The 14,287-nt window shown below is 67.1% G+C and carries 10 protein-coding genes; 2 read left to right on the forward strand and 8 right to left on the reverse strand.

Features of this window, described 5'->3' with window-relative positions; genetic code table 11:
• Positions 1-241: 241 nt before the first annotated feature.
• A complete protein-coding gene (locus ACE3P9_RS07635) occupies positions 242-544 on the reverse strand; it encodes an SWIB/MDM2 domain-containing protein (RefSeq protein WP_374493011.1) in 303 nt (100 codons plus the stop codon).
• A 323-nt stretch (positions 545-867) separates the two neighbouring features.
• On the opposite strand from ACE3P9_RS07635, the gene rraA reads away from it, so the two are divergent.
• A complete protein-coding gene (gene rraA / locus ACE3P9_RS07640) occupies positions 868-1,362 on the forward strand; it encodes a ribonuclease E activity regulator RraA (RefSeq protein WP_374493013.1) in 495 nt (164 codons plus the stop codon).
• A 50-nt stretch (positions 1,363-1,412) separates the two neighbouring features.
• On the opposite strand, the gene ACE3P9_RS07645 is transcribed toward rraA, so the two are convergent.
• The 7 genes from ACE3P9_RS07645 to smc all read right to left on the reverse strand — a co-directional run bounded on the left by ACE3P9_RS07645 (position 1,413) and on the right by smc (position 12,697).
• Entirely contained in the window at positions 1,413-2,387 is a 975-nt protein-coding gene (locus ACE3P9_RS07645) for a DMT family transporter (protein ID WP_374493015.1), read from the reverse strand.
• Between the two features lie 211 nt (positions 2,388-2,598).
• Entirely contained in the window at positions 2,599-3,210 is a 612-nt protein-coding gene (locus ACE3P9_RS07650; RefSeq protein WP_374493016.1) for a class I SAM-dependent methyltransferase, read from the reverse strand.
• Positions 3,207-3,986 carry a patatin-like phospholipase family protein gene (locus ACE3P9_RS07655; protein WP_374493018.1) on the reverse strand — a complete coding sequence of 260 codons (780 nt, stop codon included), beginning with the start codon at positions 3,984-3,986 and terminating at the stop codon, positions 3,207-3,209. The genes ACE3P9_RS07650 and ACE3P9_RS07655 overlap by 4 nt, the downstream gene beginning before the upstream one ends.
• A gap of 266 nt (positions 3,987-4,252) precedes the next feature.
• Positions 4,253-5,758, reverse strand: a complete 1,506-nt coding sequence (locus ACE3P9_RS07660; RefSeq protein ID WP_374493020.1) for a CHAD domain-containing protein — start codon at positions 5,756-5,758, stop codon at positions 4,253-4,255.
• 70 nt (positions 5,759-5,828) lie between these two features.
• Positions 5,829-7,937: an NAD-dependent DNA ligase LigA gene (gene ligA, locus ACE3P9_RS07665; RefSeq protein ID WP_374493021.1), complete on the reverse strand. Its 2,109-nt coding sequence runs from the start codon at positions 7,935-7,937 to the stop codon at positions 5,829-5,831.
• 14 nt (positions 7,938-7,951) lie between these two features.
• Positions 7,952-9,103 (reverse strand): cell division protein ZipA C-terminal FtsZ-binding domain-containing protein, encoded by a 1,152-nt coding sequence (locus ACE3P9_RS07670; RefSeq protein WP_374493023.1) that lies wholly within the window; start codon positions 9,101-9,103, stop codon positions 7,952-7,954.
• Positions 9,104-9,187: 84 nt separating this feature from the next.
• Positions 9,188-12,697: a chromosome segregation protein SMC gene (gene smc, locus ACE3P9_RS07675; protein WP_374493025.1), complete on the reverse strand. Its 3,510-nt coding sequence runs from the start codon at positions 12,695-12,697 to the stop codon at positions 9,188-9,190.
• Positions 12,698-13,045: 348 nt separating this feature from the next.
• On the opposite strand from smc, the gene dapC reads away from it, so the two are divergent.
• Complete coding sequence (gene dapC / locus ACE3P9_RS07680) at positions 13,046-14,266, forward strand: succinyldiaminopimelate transaminase (protein WP_374493027.1); 1,221 nt, start codon at positions 13,046-13,048, stop codon at positions 14,264-14,266.
• Positions 14,267-14,287: the final 21 nt, after the last annotated feature.

Below are 14,287 nucleotides of genomic sequence, written 5' to 3' on the forward strand. Positions count from 1 at the left end.
CCCCAGAAGGGGGGAACGCGGCGAAGATGCAAAGGCGCCATTCCTTCAGGGAATGGCGCCTTTGCTTTTGGCATCTGTGCATGCGAACGTGAACCGCCGGCAGGAGTTTGACATGCAGCGAAAGAGGCCCCTCTCCCAGCGACGCCCCGCCGACAGCCCGCAACAAAAAACCGGCTTGGGATGAAGCCGGTTTCCTGTGCATGGTGCGCACGGACAACCCCGTGCGTGCGTATGTTCTGGCTCAGCTCAGATGCTTGCCGATGAGGCCTGCCATTTCGAACATGGTGACCTGCTTCTTGCCGAAGACGGCGGCGAGCTTGGCATCGGCATTGATGTTGCGCTTGTTGTTTTCGTCCTGCAGCTTCTGTGCCTTGATGTAGTCCCACAGCTTCTTGATGACTTCGGTGCGGGGCAAGGGCTTGCTGCCGACCACCGCTGCCAGCTCTGCGCTGGGCGTCAGGGGTTTCATGAAAGCTGCGTTCGGCTCACGCTTCTTGGGAGCGGGGGCGGCTTTGGTCGCGGCAGGTTTTTTTGCAGTTGCCATGGTACTGTCTTTCTTTCGGTGACACACAAAGGCAATTTCCACTACATCGTGGATTGCCACCAGTAAGGTATCCTAAAGGAGATTCCCGGTCGATTGGATGCTTGTGCCTGTGCAGATTGTGAAAATTTGCAGGCTTGCGGGCAGTGCGTGCATCCGGCGGCGTCCAGGTTCCGGCAGGACATTGTGCTCCTGCCTGCCGGGGCTGACTCTCTCCTGCATACCCATGGGGGCAGTATAGTCCTCCGCATGCAGACACGGATTCTGCCCTTCCTAGGGAAAGGATCGTGCCGTCCCCCGTTTCCCATCCCTTTGCGAGTGCTTCCATGTCCACCTTCTCCACCTGCGACCTGTGCGATCCGCACCGTGACACCGTCACGCCCGACTTTGTCGTGCTGCCTCCCGTGTTCCGCGATTTCGGCAGCCCTGCTCCCTTTTGCGGGCAGGTGGTGACCGTTCGCTGCTACGAGGACAATACGTCCGTGCGCGCCGTGCTGGAAACCGAGGGCCACGGCCGTGTGCTGGTGGTGGCCGGAGGCGGATCGCTGCGTACCGCACTGGTAGGAGGCAACATCGGCCAGCTGGCTGCCCGCAACCATTGGGCCGGTGTGGTGGTGGATGGCTGCGTGCGCGATGTGGCCGAGCTTGCCCCCCTGCCGGTAGGCATCCGCGCACTGGGCAGCATGCCCATGCCGCCGCGCAAGAACCACGCTGGTCTGGTGGATGTGCCGGTGCATGTGCAGGGGGTACTGGTCCGCCCCGGCAGCTGGCTGTATGCCGACGCAGACGGCATGGTGGTCAGCGATACGCCTCTGACATAACGGCAGCGCCATCTGGAACCTGCCCCCACACAGGACGCACAGAGTTGCCGTCAGGTGGAGATGTCCCCGTCCTGACGGTCCATCCTGCGTCCGGGCAGGGGCGAAGTGGCGATCAGCACTCCCGCCACAGCCAGCCCCAGGGCAAGCAGCTGCATGCCGGCAAGCCGCTCACCGAGCACGAGCACACCAGTGAGTGCCGTGCCTGCAGGCAGAAACACAGTAAAGACGCCTGCCTGCGAAGCGGGCACCACACGGAGCCCCGTCATCCACAGACTGATCGACCAGACACAGGCAGCCAGGGCATAGAAAACCAGGAGTGCCCAGAGCTGCCACGACACGGCGGCGAACCCGAACCGGCTGGCAGCATACAGTCCGAGCGGCGTGGCCAGCACCAGTCCCCAGAGATTGACGATGCTGGTAATGCGCCGTGCGGAGAGGCTGGATGTGAGGCATTTTCCGATCACCGAGTAGGCCGCTTCGCAGCACACGGCCCCCATGAGGAGCAATTGCCCCAGCCAGGCCTTGTCGGCAGCGGGAATGGCTGCCGCTGCAGCGCCGTGCGGTCGGGACAGGGCCAGCAGCGACACTCCGGCCACGGCACACACGATGGAGGCCAGGATGCGCGGCGTGAGCCGCTCCCCCAGGAACACCCGTCCCAGCAGAGCCACCACGGCCGGAATGCAGGCCATGATGACGCTGGCCGAGACGGCCGAGCTCAGGTGCATGCCCGCCATCACGAGCAGGGTGAACAGAAAGTTGCCGATAAAGGCTTCAAGAAACAGGAGCAGGCGGGTGCGGCCCGTCTGGGGCGGTTCATCAGGCGGCCTGCGCAGCCAGCCCACCATGGCGACGCCACCGATGCCGAAGCGCAGCCAGGCGAGCAGGAATACCGGAAACACCGCCACCAGCGGCTTGGACAGCGCCACATAGCATCCCACCAGCGTCATGCTCAGGGCAAGTGCCCCATAGGCCATGGGGCGGGACGGCAATGCTGCCGCCGTCAGGGAGGAAGAAGACTCGGACATGGCTCACGGACAGGAGACAGGAAGGGAACCGATGGCTCCACGGTCCTGCGCGATGTGCATACAGGGGGGAACCCTGCAGCGGATTGTCATCGATCCGGCGCTTCCCCCTGCTGTGATCGGGAATGTCTGCCCCCTTGCCGAGGGCTGGCAGGAACATATTCCCACAGGGCCCCGGGGACTCTGCGCAGCCCCGGGAGGCTGGCTCGACGCATCAGGCTGGAAGGCGCATCAGCTCCAGCGGGAGATCGGCAGGTTCGATCCCGGCCGGCATGCGCCGTGCGGCCAGGCGCTGCATGACGCGTCGGCCTTCGGGCTCCAGACCGTCCTCGTAGGCCAGCACGCGCCAGTGCTGCGCCTCCCCCGCCAGCATCTGCAAGAGCTCGCCCGGGCGCAGCAGGAACTCAGGACGGGCAGGACGACCGATCCGGCCATGCCCGGCCGCAAAGGTTTCGTACAGCAGCATGCCTCCCGGACGCACCGAGGCCAGCAGATGCGGAAACAGCGGCCGCCACAGGTAATGCGTGACCAGCACTGCATCGTAAACCTGCCCTGTCAGGGGCCATGGGCTGCCGTCTTCGAGATCGGCCTGCACGACGGAGCCATGATGCGCCGCCTGGGCCAGGACTGAAGCATCACGATCCACGCCGGTCACCCGGCAGCCGCGGGCCGCCAGCCAGGCCATGTGCCGCCCCGTCCCGCAGGCCACATCCAGCACCGAAGCCCCGGGTGCGAGAGAGGCGGCAAAGCGGCAGATCCACGATGACGGTGCGTCGCTCCACGAGGGGGACTGCAGGGCCGAAGGCATGGCAGGATCGGGGCTCATCGGACGCGTGCAAGCAGCGCACGAATGCGCGGCAGGGCGTGCTGCATGGCTGCACGGCCGGCGGCGATGGCGCGGGAACGGTTGTTCAGGTCGACACTCGACATGCCCCCGAGGGCAGGACGCAGCACCACATCGGCCTGCTTGAGCTCATAGCGGTTGATGCTCTGCCCCATGATGGTGAAGGTCTGCAGCAGAATGTCGAGCTGGCCATGTGTGGCTGCGGAGCGGGGCGAGCTGCTGATGTCGATGGCCACGACGATGTCGGCCCCCATTTGCCGCGCATAGTTCACGGGCACCGGCGCCACCAGACCGCCGTCCACATAGTCGCGCGAACCGATGCGCACCGGCTCGAACACGCCGGGGACCGAACTCGATGCCCGCACGGCCTGCCCGGTGTTGCCGCTGCGAAACAGGATACCGTCGCCCGTCTGCAAGTCGGTGGCCACGATGCCCAGCGGCAGAGGCATGGACTGGATGGGCCGCTGTCCCACCTTCTGGTTGATGAAGCGCTCCAGCGCACTGCCCCTCAGCAGCCCACGATTGAAGAAGGGGAGCATCCAGTCGGTGATGGCATTCTGGTCGAGCGACTGTGCCGCATCCTCCAGATGCCGCCCACGGATGCCGCTGGCATACAGGGCGGCCACTACACTGCCGGCCGAGGTGCCCACCACCATGTCGGGATGAATGCCAGCCTCGTCGAGCACTTCCAGCGCCCCGACATGGGCAAACCCTCGGGCGGCTCCTCCGCCGAGCGCCACGGCCAGACGCGGATGCATGGATGCAGAGGCACTCCCGTGGCTGACAGCATGGGCTGGTGCATGCAGCGATGGCAAGCCCGGCATGCTGCCACAGCCTGTCAACAGAACGGCCAGGCCCAGCCCCCCTGCCCCGCTCCACCGCCGGAACGGGACACGGTGCAGCAAGGACAGGCAGTATGCAAGACAGAAACGAAGGAACATGACAAGAACAGCAACGAGAACGAGAACGAGAACGACAGCGGAAACGAAGTGGCCGGGTACGGCACCCCGGGACAGGAAGGCCCTCATCGGGACCAGAAGCGCGACGGAGGCATTCTGTCGCGACACCATGTGGCCAGCCGGTGGACAGCCGCATCGGACTGGCAACGACTCCAGCCGCACAGCAGCCCTGCCGCATAGGCCGCATCGGGATGCAGGGGATACAAGGTGGACAGCAGGGTGTCGGCCACGGCGGCATCATTGAGAATCCCCAGCTCTTCCTGCAGCCGCTGCAGGACGGCCCGGTAGGTCGCCACCCTGCGGCGCGGATACAGGGCTGCCAGGAACTCCACCTCGTAGCGCAGGCGCTTGGTACGCTTGCGCAGGGTGTGGCGCGCGGGGACATCGAGTGTGGGCCAGAGACGTGCCAGTCGTGCCACGGCACGGTGCGCCCGGGTCAGGGCACGGTCTCCCACCTTGCGGGCAGCGAGACCAGAGAGCGCCTGGCCCCCATCCAGATGCAGCCAGCGCAGCCCCTGCAGCAGAACCTGGCCTGTGGCCGGCTGTTGCAGCAGCTGCTGCACGTCCAGACGAGCCTGTGTGGCGGCCTGATCGACGGCAGTTCGCAGGGCGGCAATCGATTCGGGAGATGCAGGGCCCTGCAGCACGGGGACGGTGTGCACCGTCTGGGCCAGCACCTGCCAGTCCCGTGCCGCTCCGAGCGCGGTTCCCAGCCGACGCAGCCCATCCAGCCATTCGCGCAGCGGCCCCTGTGCCTGCAGATCGAGCAGAGCCCATGCAGATCGCAGCCGCCGCAGGGCTACCCGGGACTGGTGGAGAAACTCGGGTTGTGCGCCGTCTGCGGCCCACGGCAGATTGGCATGCAGGTGGCGCAGACATTCCCCCACCAGTGCCTGGGCCAACGCATGGCCCGTGGCATCGGGCGGCAGGACAGGAGCCTGTGCCCCGGAAGGCTGAACGGCCTTGTGCACGCACAGCCGATAGCCGCGTTCCGCCTTGCTGCAGGGCTGCGGCAGGAGGGCCACACGCTGTGCCAGCCGCTGCGCCACATCGAACACCAGGGGCAGGGCACCCTGCTTGAGTTCAATTTCGAGCTCATGCACGGGCTCCGTGCATCCCTGTGCCTCGATGACGCCCACATCGAGCGCCAGCTCGACCTGACCGCCCTGCGCGTCGGCCACGTTCCAGAGCGTGCGCGTGATGCGGGTGACGAATACCGGAGCGAGACGGGGTGCCACGTCGCTGCCGCACAGAAAAGCCTGCACCTCGGGATCGTCAATGTGCTGCAGCTCCAGCGTCTGGCCCCGGGTGACGTGTTCGAGCTCGCGGCGCGCGCTGAGGCCGTCATCCGACATCTGGCCGAATTTGACGGTCTGAATCCACTGCTCTCCCGCCCGACGCAGCCGCAACCCCATGCGCCGACGCGCGAGCAGCAGATCGGGCGTGTCGTAATACACGCTCACGAGTTCGCGCGTGCGTGGCGCCACCCCATAGGCCAGAGCCACCTCGTCGACCAGCAGCGGGGCGGCCTCGGGCCACAGGCTCAGACAGAGTTCGATTTCGGTAGCCATGACGTGAGTATCCCTGCAGATGGCGGCTGGAGCGAGGTTTTTTCTGTCTCGACGCCGTTCCGCTGCCGCATCATGCCGGGGGTTGCCCCAGCAGGGCCAGCATGCCGGCTTCGTCCAGAATGGGAACGCCGAGCTTCTGTGCCTTCTCGAACTTGGTGCCCGGTTCGGCCCCGGCCACCACGTAGTGGGTGCGGGCACTGACGCTGCCGGAGACCTTGGCTCCTGCCGCTTCCAGCATGTCCTTGGCAGCATCCCGGCCCAGATGGGGCAGTGTGCCGGTGAGGACGAAGGTCTTGCCGGCCAGCGGGAGTGCCTGAGAGGCGGCGATGCGGCCGGCAGTCTCGGGCCATGTGATGCCGGCAGCCCGCAGGCGGGCGATGACCTCGCGGTTGTGCGGCTCACCCAGAAAGTGCAGGATGCTCTGTGCCACCACCGGCCCGATGTCGGGCACCTGCAGCAGCGCTTCCTCGTCGGCCTGCATCAGGGCGTCGAGGCTGCCGAAATGGCGCGCCAGATCCTTGGCCGTGGTTTCGCCGACATGGCGGATGCCCAGCCCGTAGATGAAGCGTGCGAGCGTGGTATGCCGACTGCTGTCGAGCGCATCGAGCAGATTGCGCGCCGATTTCTCGGCCATGCGGTCGAGGCCTGCAAGCTGGTCCAGGGAGAGGTGGTACAGATCGGGCAGCGAGTGGACCAGGCCCCCATCGACGAGCTGGTCGACGAGCTTTTCACCAAGGCTGTCGATATCGAGCGCCCGGCGCTGGGCAAAGTGCAGAATGGACTGCTTGCGCTGCGCGCTGCAAAAGAGTCCGGCCGTGCAGCGCACGTCGACCTCGCCCTCCTCGCGCTCGACCGCGCTGCCGCAGACGGGACAGTGGGCAGGCATGTGAAACACCCGGGTATGGGCAGGGCGCCGGTCCGGCACTACCCCCACCACCTCGGGGATCACGTCGCCCGCGCGGCGGACGATGACCGTGTCGCCCACCCGCACGTCCTTGCGGTGCACCTCGTCCTCGTTGTGGAGGGTGGCGTTGGTCACGGTGACGCCACTCACAAAGACCGGTGCGAGCTTGGCCACGGGGGTGAGCTTGCCCGTACGCCCCACCTGCACGTCGATGGCCTCGACGGTGGTGAGCTCCTCCTGAGGCGGATACTTGTGCGCCACCGCCCAGCGGGGTTCGCGGCTCACGAAGCCGAGACGCCGCTGGAGTGCCAGCGAATTGACCTTGTAGACGACTCCGTCGATGTCGAACGGCAGGCTGTCGCGCCGGGCAGCGATGCGGCCATGGAAGGCCACCAGCTCCGCCGGGTCGCGCGTGACCTCGCGGTCGGGCGACACCGGAAAGCCCATGCCCGCAAAGGCATCGAGCACCTCGGACTGGGTGGCGGGCATGTCGTCCCAGCCCCGCACCTCGCCCCAGGCATACGCAAAGAAGCTCAGGCGCCGCTCGCGGGCGATGGCAGGATCGAGCTGCCGCAGCGTGCCGGCAGCCGCATTGCGGGGATTGGCAAAGGTGCGCTCGTTCCTGTGACCCTGGGCGATGCGCTGGCGCTGGCGCTCGTTGAGCGCGTCGAACACATCGCGGCGCATGTACACCTCGCCGCGCACTTCCAGTACCTCGGGCGGATGGGGCATGCGCAGCCGCAGGGGAATCTGCCAGATGGTGCGGATGTTCTGGGTCACGTCCTCGCCGATCTCGCCGTCTCCGCGCGTGGCTGCCAGCACGAGCACGCCGTGCTCGTAGCGCAGGTTGATGGCCAAGCCGTCGAACTTGAGTTCTGCCTCGTACTCCACCGCCGGATCCTGGGGCGAGAGCCCGAGCTCGCGGCGCACGCGCGCATCGAAGGCCAGCGCACCGGTGGCCTCGGTGTCGGTCTCGGTGTGAATCGAGAGCATGGGCACCGCATGGTGCACCGTGCCAAAGCCCGGCAGCACCTGCCCCATGACCCGCTGGGTGGGCGAATCGGGTGTGCGCAGGGCGGGGTAGGCGGTTTCGAGCGCATCGAGCTCGTGGAACAGCCGGTCGTATTCGGCGTCGGGAATTTCCGGAGCGTCGAGGGTGTAGTACAGGTAGGCGTGATGCTGCAGCAGCTCGCGCAGCTCCGCCGCACGCTGGACCTGGGCCGTGGTGGGCGCAACGCCCTCCCCTGCGGCCTCGAACAGGTCGGGTGTGGTCATGGCAGCGGAAATCCTCAGGAGAACAGGCGGCGCGCCAGATCGGAACCGGCGGCGAAGTCGTGCTGTTCAAGTGTCTGGTAGAGGCCCTGCAGGTCGCGGTCGATGGTCTCCATGGCATCGGTGCTGATGCGGTAGCCGTTGCCGTCGACGATCTGCCCTTCCATTTCGCTGGCGAGCTGGAGCGCGGTTTCACACATGCGCGCAAAGGGGCGCTCGCTCTGGCGCACATGGGTCACTTCGAGCCCGAGCAGCACCTCGTAGATGGCCGAGTTCTCGATCGTGTCGGCCATGGCTGCACGGCCGTCGAACTCCAGGCTGACCACAGGAGGCACGCCTTCGACCGAGGCGGGCAGCACCATGCGGCCCGGCAGCACACCGGGCACGAAGCCCTGGCGGCCGGCGGCCTGCTGCAGGTAGCCCATGCTCCACGCGGCGCCCCGTGCGCGCAGCACGAAGGTCAGCCGCGCATCATGGGCGCCGGCAAACTGGTCGAGCTCGCGGGCGCGGGCCACCTCGTTGAGCATGTCGGGGAAATGGGGCGTGCCGTTGACGGCATCGGCAAAGGCCTGCGCCTTGAGCGTGAACTCAGAGAAGCCGATCTCGTTGAGCGGGCCGGTGCGGTTGGCAAGCTGTACCCCGGCCTGGAAGGCGTCGTACAGGTGCCCCGGAGTGAGCGGCTCCCATTGCTGGGTGTTGCGGTTGCGGCCTTCGATGAAGAAGGGCTTGTTGTCCACCCGGCGGGTGGCAGGCAGCGCTGCAAGGGCGACTTCGGCCGGAACCACGGCGCCTGCATCGAGCTCGATGGGCGCCATGGCGTCGAGCAGGGCATCCATGAGAAAGCGGCGTTCGGGCACGGGAGCCACAGGCAGGGGCACGCCGTCATCGGCAGCCTCTGCAGCTGGAACGGAGACCGCAGCGGCCACGCCCACGGCACTGTCGGCGGGGACTGCGGTCTGAGCGTCGGGCACGGCCGCCACGCCTTCAGGGTTGCCTGTGGCTGCGTCAGTCAGCCCGGGTTCAAGGGCATGGGCTCCGCCTTCGGGGCCAAGGGAGGGATCGGGCTGGCGGGGCCGGTTCTTGCGCGCCTGCCAGGCGTTGTGCGCCACCAGAGCGGCGAGCAGCACGCCCCCCGTTGCGGCCAGTCCGATTTGCAAGGTAGTACTCATGGATTTTTCTGCATCGATGTGCGCATATCTTAGCCTAGCCGCCCGTGTCTCCGGCGGCAGGACGGGCGGCCGTGCGATTCGGACTCAGGATTCGGCCATGGAAAGGGCCGCCTCCATGTCCACGGCCACGATGCGCGAAACGCCCTGCTCCTGCATGGTGACGCCGATGAGCTGTCTGGCCATTTCCATGGCGATCTTGTTGTGGCTGATGAACAGGAACTGTGTGTCGCGCCCCATGCTCGCCACAAGACGTGCATAGCGCTCGGTGTTGGCGTCGTCGAGCGGTGCATCCACCTCATCGAGCAGACAGAACGGCGCCGGATTGAGCTGGAAGATGGCAAACACCAGGGCAATGGCCGTGAGAGCCTTCTCGCCGCCCGAGAGCAGATGGATGGTCTGGTTCTTCTTGCCCGGCGGCTGGGCCATGACCTGCACCCCGGCATCGAGGATTTCGTCGCCGGTCATGATGAGCCGTGCCTGTCCGCCCCCGAAAAGTTCCGGGAACATGCGCCCGAAATGCCCGTTGACCGTCTCGAAGGTGCTGGAGAGCAGCTCGCGGGTTTCGCCGTCGATCTTGCGGATGGCGGCTTCGAGGGTGTCGATGGCGTCGAGCAGGTCGGCGGACTGCTCGTCGAGGAAGCGCTTGCGCTCGGTGGCTGCATCGAGCTCCTGCATGGCGGCGAGGTTGACTGCGCCCAGAGCTGCGATCTCGCGCTGCAGGCGGTCGATCTCGGACTGGAGCCCCTGCAGGCGTATGCCTTCTTCGGCGATGCTGGCGGCGAGTGCGGCCTCGTCGGTCTGCGCTTCGGCCAGCGATTGGGCGAACTGTTCCACACCGATGCGCACGGCCTGCTCCTTGAGCTGCAGCTCGGTGATGCGCTGGCGCAGCGGTTCGAGCTCGCGCTCCAGCACCAGGCGGCGTTCGTCGCTTGCACGCAGGCGGGCGGTCAGGTCTTCATAGGCGCTGCGGCGCGCGCCCAGCTCCTGCTCGCAGGCCAGCTTGCGCGCCAGCGCCTCCTGCAGTCCATCCTGCGCCGTGGCGGCCGTGAGGGCCTCGACTTCCTGGCGCACCTGGGCCTCTTCGGCCTGCAGGGCCTGCACCTGCGTATCGGCGGTGGCCAGCATGCGCTGCAGCTCGGCGGTGCGTGCCTGGGCCGATCGGCGGCCAAAGGCTGCTTCCTGTGCGGCGCGTTCGAGCGTGCGCTGCTGCTCGCGACCTGCGGCCAGCCGGCGCTCGGCTTCCAGCACCCGGTCTTCGAACTGCGCCTCGCGTTCCTGGGCATCGGCGAGCTGCATGTCCAGCTCCTCGAAGCGGGCCTCGGCCAGCAAGGCCCGCTCCTGCAGCTCTTCCAGCGTCGCATCGACCTCGGCGAGATCGGCGCCGATCTGTTCGCCGCGCTGGCGGCTCTGCTCGCTCTGCTGCGTGAGGCGCAGCACCTCGACCTGCAGGGCGTGGTGCGCGGACTGGGTGTCGGCCAGCTCCCGCCGCAGCGCGGTCAGGGCCTCGCCGGCATGGGTGCAGGTTGCCTCGGCCCGCACCAGGGCATGGCGCGATTCCTCCAGAATCAGCTGCTGTGCCCGCAGTTCCCTGTCCAGATGGGCGATTTCCTGGGCCCGCGCCAGCATGCCTTCCTGGGCACTGCCCTGCGCATGAAAATCGACCGCATGGGCGCTGACCGCATGGCCCGTGGGCACGTACACGGTCTCGCCGGGTCCAAGCCGGTCGCGCAGGGCCAGCGCCTCGCCCAGCGTGGTGGCGGTGTAGCAGCCCTGCAGCCAGGTATCCATGAGCGCGAGCAGACCTGCATCGTGCAGGCGGAGCCGGTCTACCAGCCGCGGCAGTGGCGCTGCGGCGGGGGCCTCCGGCTGCGGCAGCGCATAGAAGCTGAGTCTGGCCGGCGGTGCATCGGCCGCAAAGGCGGCCACAGTGTCGAGTCGCCCCACTTCGAGCGCACCCATGCGCTGCCGCAGGGCGGCCTCCAGCGCCTGCTCCCAGCCTTCCTCGATCTGGAGCCGGGTCCACAGCTGGGGCAATCCGTCGAGTCCCTGGCGTTCGAGCCAAGGGGCAAGGGCGCCTTCGGTGCGCACCTTGTCCTGCAAGGCCCTGAGGGCGTCCATGCGCGCAGCCAGATCGGCCTGCCGGCGCATGTCGTCATTGAGCTGACGCTGGGCCTCGCGGCGCTGGGCCTCGTGCTGTGGCTGCTCGTCCTGCCGCATGGCAAGCTGCTCCTGCAGGCTGTCGAGCCTCTGCTGCAGGGAGACGAGCTGACCCTGCTGTGCCTCCAGCCGGTCCGTCTCTGGCATGGCCAGTGCCTTGCGGTCGGCCAAGAGCCGCTCGCGGCGCTGTTCCTGCTGGCGGCGCTGCTCGCCCACGCTGCGCTGCTCGGCAGCCAGCACCTGGATCTGCTGCTGGACCTGGGTTGCCGCCGCACGGTATTCGGAGGCCTTGTGCTGGGCACGGCGCAGGGCGTCTTCGAGTTCGGGGAGCTGCTGGGCCTGTTCCTCGACCTGCGCTTCGAGCATGGCGGCCTGCTCCTCGGACTCCAGATCACGCGCGGCCAGGGTTTCGGCCTCCTGTTCGGCCTCCTCGCGGCGCGCCTGCCACTGCGCCATCTGCTCGGCGAGTTGAATCTGCCGCCGCGCGGCGCGGTCCCGGTTGTCGATCACGTGGCGAATCTCGGCTTCGAGCCGCCCCACTTCGGCTGTTGCCTCGTACAGCTGTCCCTGCGCCTGGTTGACCTGGTCTCCGGCCGCATAGTGGGCCTGCCGGATGCCCTCGACATCGCCCTCGACCTGGCGCATTTCGGCCATGCGGCCTTCGAGCGCAGCGCGGGCCTGCTCGACATCTGCCTGCACACGCCCCTGGCTGGTGGCAGCCTCCTCCCGCTTGAGAAACCACAGCTGATGCAGCCGCCGGGTGCCAAGCTCCTGGAGCCCCTGGTATCTGCGTGCCACCTCCGCCTGTTTCTCGAGCCGTTCCAGATTGCCGTTGAGCTCTCGCAGGATGTCCTCGACGCGGGTCAGATTCTCGCGGGTATCCTGCAGGCGGTTGCCTGTCTCGCGCCGCCGCTCCTTGTACTTGCTGACTCCGGCCGCCTCCTCAAGGAACAGGCGCAGCTCCTCGGGGCGGCTCTCGATGATGCGGCTGATCGTGCCCTGTCCGATGATGGCGTAGGCGCGTGGCCCCAGACCCGTGCCCAGAAACACGTCCTGCACATCCCGGCGCCGCACGGCCTGGTTGTTGATGAAATAGCTGCTGCCGCCTTCGCGCGTGAGCACCCGCCTGACGGCAATCTCGGCATACTGGTTCCACTGCCCGCCGGCGCGGTGGTCGGCATTGTCGAACACCAGCTCCACACTGGCCCGGCTGGCAGGCTTGCGCGTGGTGGTGCCGTTGAAGATCACGTCCTGCATCGACTCGCCGCGCAGCTCGCTCGCCTTGCTCTCGCCCAGCACCCAGCGCACCGCATCCATGATGTTGGACTTGCCGCATCCATTGGGGCCCACCACGCCCACGAGCTGCCCCGGGAGCTGGAAGAGGGTGGGTTCGGCAAAGGACTTGAAGCCCGAGAGCTTGATGGACTGAAGACGCACGTCGGAAAACCAATCAACGGAGTCCGCCTGCCCTGCGCAGGGACAGACCCATACACTAGAATCGAATGCCTGAGGCGTGCCCGCACGTGCCGGCGTACCGCATGCGACCCGATGCGATGCCGCACCCCGCAGGAGGCGGGTAGCAAGAGCAGCGGGTCAGGCTGTGTGCGATGCCCCTGCAGCGCACGGCAGACATGGAGGCTGCACTCACGCCACACCACGCACGGCATGGCATGGCCCGTCACCGCCCCGGCTCCTCCCAGGCGGCTACATCATACCCGGCAGCCACCCTGGCACGCCCCCCTTTCAAAGCCCTATCAGAGCCATCCGTCCCGGTTTTCACCCATCATGAATCCCCGTCTAGACCTGCTGCAACCGTACCCCTTCGAGCGTCTGCGCGCACTGTTTGCCGACGTCGTCCCCAATCCCGCCCTGCGCCCCATCAGCCTCGGCATCGGCGAGCCCCGGCACGCCACCCCTGCCTTCATCCCCGAAACCCTGGGCCAGGCTGCCATGGGCGTGCCCGGGCTGGCCACCTACCCTGCCACTCCCGGCGAACCGGCCCTGCGCACCAGCTGCGCACAGTGGCTGCAGCGGCGCTATGGAGTGGAGGTCGACCCGCTCCGGCAGGTTCTGAGCGTCAACGGCTCGCGCGAGGCCCTGTTCGCCTTTGCACAGACCGTGATCGATCCCGATGCCGACGCCGTGGTGGTCTGCCCCAATCCGTTCTACCAGATCTACGAAGGAGCCGCCCTGCTGGCCGGAGCCACGCCGTTCTACGCGCCCACCGATCCGGCACGCAACTTCGCCGTGGACTGGGCCAGCGTCCCCGAATCGACCTGGCAGCGCACCCAGCTCGTGTATGTGTGTTCCCCCGGGAACCCCACAGGCGCCGTCATGCCGCTCGACGAATGGCGCATGCTCTTCGCGCTCTCGGACCGTTATGGATTCGTCATCGCCTCCGACGAGTGCTACAGCGAAATCTATTTCCGCGACGAGCCCCCGCTCGGCGGACTGGAAGCCGCCGCGCGCCTTGGTCGTACCGACCTGCGCAACCTGATGATGTTCACCAGCCTGTCCAAGCGCAGCAATGTGCCCGGTCTGCGCAGTGGATTCGTCGCGGGCGATGCCGAACTGATCCGCAGGTTCCTTCTCTACCGCACCTATCACGGCAGTGCCATGAGCCCGGTCGTCCAGTGCGCCAGCATGGCCGCCTGGGGCGACGAGGAACACGTGATCGAGAACCGGCGCCTCTATCGCGAGAAGTTTGCCCAGGTTACTCCGGTGCTCGCCGACGTGCTGGATGTCAGGCTGCCCGACGCAGGCTTCTACCTGTGGGCAGGCATCGGCAACCTGTGCGGCGGCTCCGACACCGCCTTCGCACGTGCCCTGCTGGAACAATACAATGTCACGGTTCTGGCAGGCAGCTATCTGGGACGCGCCGCACACGGACACAATCCCGGCAGTGGCCGGCTGCGCCTCGCACTGGTGGCCGACACCGGCGAATGCCTCGAAGCGGCCCATCGCATCCGCGAATTCGTCCTGCGCCTGCGTGCCTCCACCCCCTGAGGCATCCCATGCGGGCACCCA

Source organism: Allobrachymonas sp. (assembly GCF_041912815.1).
Classification (GTDB): Bacteria; Pseudomonadota; Gammaproteobacteria; order Burkholderiales; family Burkholderiaceae_C; genus Brachymonas.

Bases quoted from the DNA above. Each gene is read 5' to 3' on its own strand.
- rraA (WP_374493013.1), top strand. From the start codon at position 868: ATGTCCACCTTCTCCACCTGCGACCTGTGCGATCCGCACCGTGACACC.
- ACE3P9_RS07670 (WP_374493023.1), bottom strand. From the start codon at position 9,103: ATGAGTACTACCTTGCAAATCGGACTGGCCGCAACGGGGGGCGTGCTG.
- ACE3P9_RS07635 (WP_374493011.1), bottom strand. From the start codon at position 544: ATGGCAACTGCAAAAAAACCTGCCGCGACCAAAGCCGCCCCCGCTCCC.
- dapC (WP_374493027.1), top strand. From the start codon at position 13,046: ATGAATCCCCGTCTAGACCTGCTGCAACCGTACCCCTTCGAGCGTCTG.
- ACE3P9_RS07645 (WP_374493015.1), bottom strand. From the start codon at position 2,387: ATGTCCGAGTCTTCTTCCTCCCTGACGGCGGCAGCATTGCCGTCCCGC.
- ACE3P9_RS07660 (WP_374493020.1), bottom strand. From the start codon at position 5,758: ATGGCTACCGAAATCGAACTCTGTCTGAGCCTGTGGCCCGAGGCCGCC.
- ACE3P9_RS07650 (WP_374493016.1), bottom strand. From the start codon at position 3,210: ATGAGCCCCGATCCTGCCATGCCTTCGGCCCTGCAGTCCCCCTCGTGG.
- ACE3P9_RS07655 (WP_374493018.1), bottom strand. From the start codon at position 3,986: ATGCATCCGCGTCTGGCCGTGGCGCTCGGCGGAGGAGCCGCCCGAGGG.
- ligA (WP_374493021.1), bottom strand. From the start codon at position 7,937: ATGACCACACCCGACCTGTTCGAGGCCGCAGGGGAGGGCGTTGCGCCC.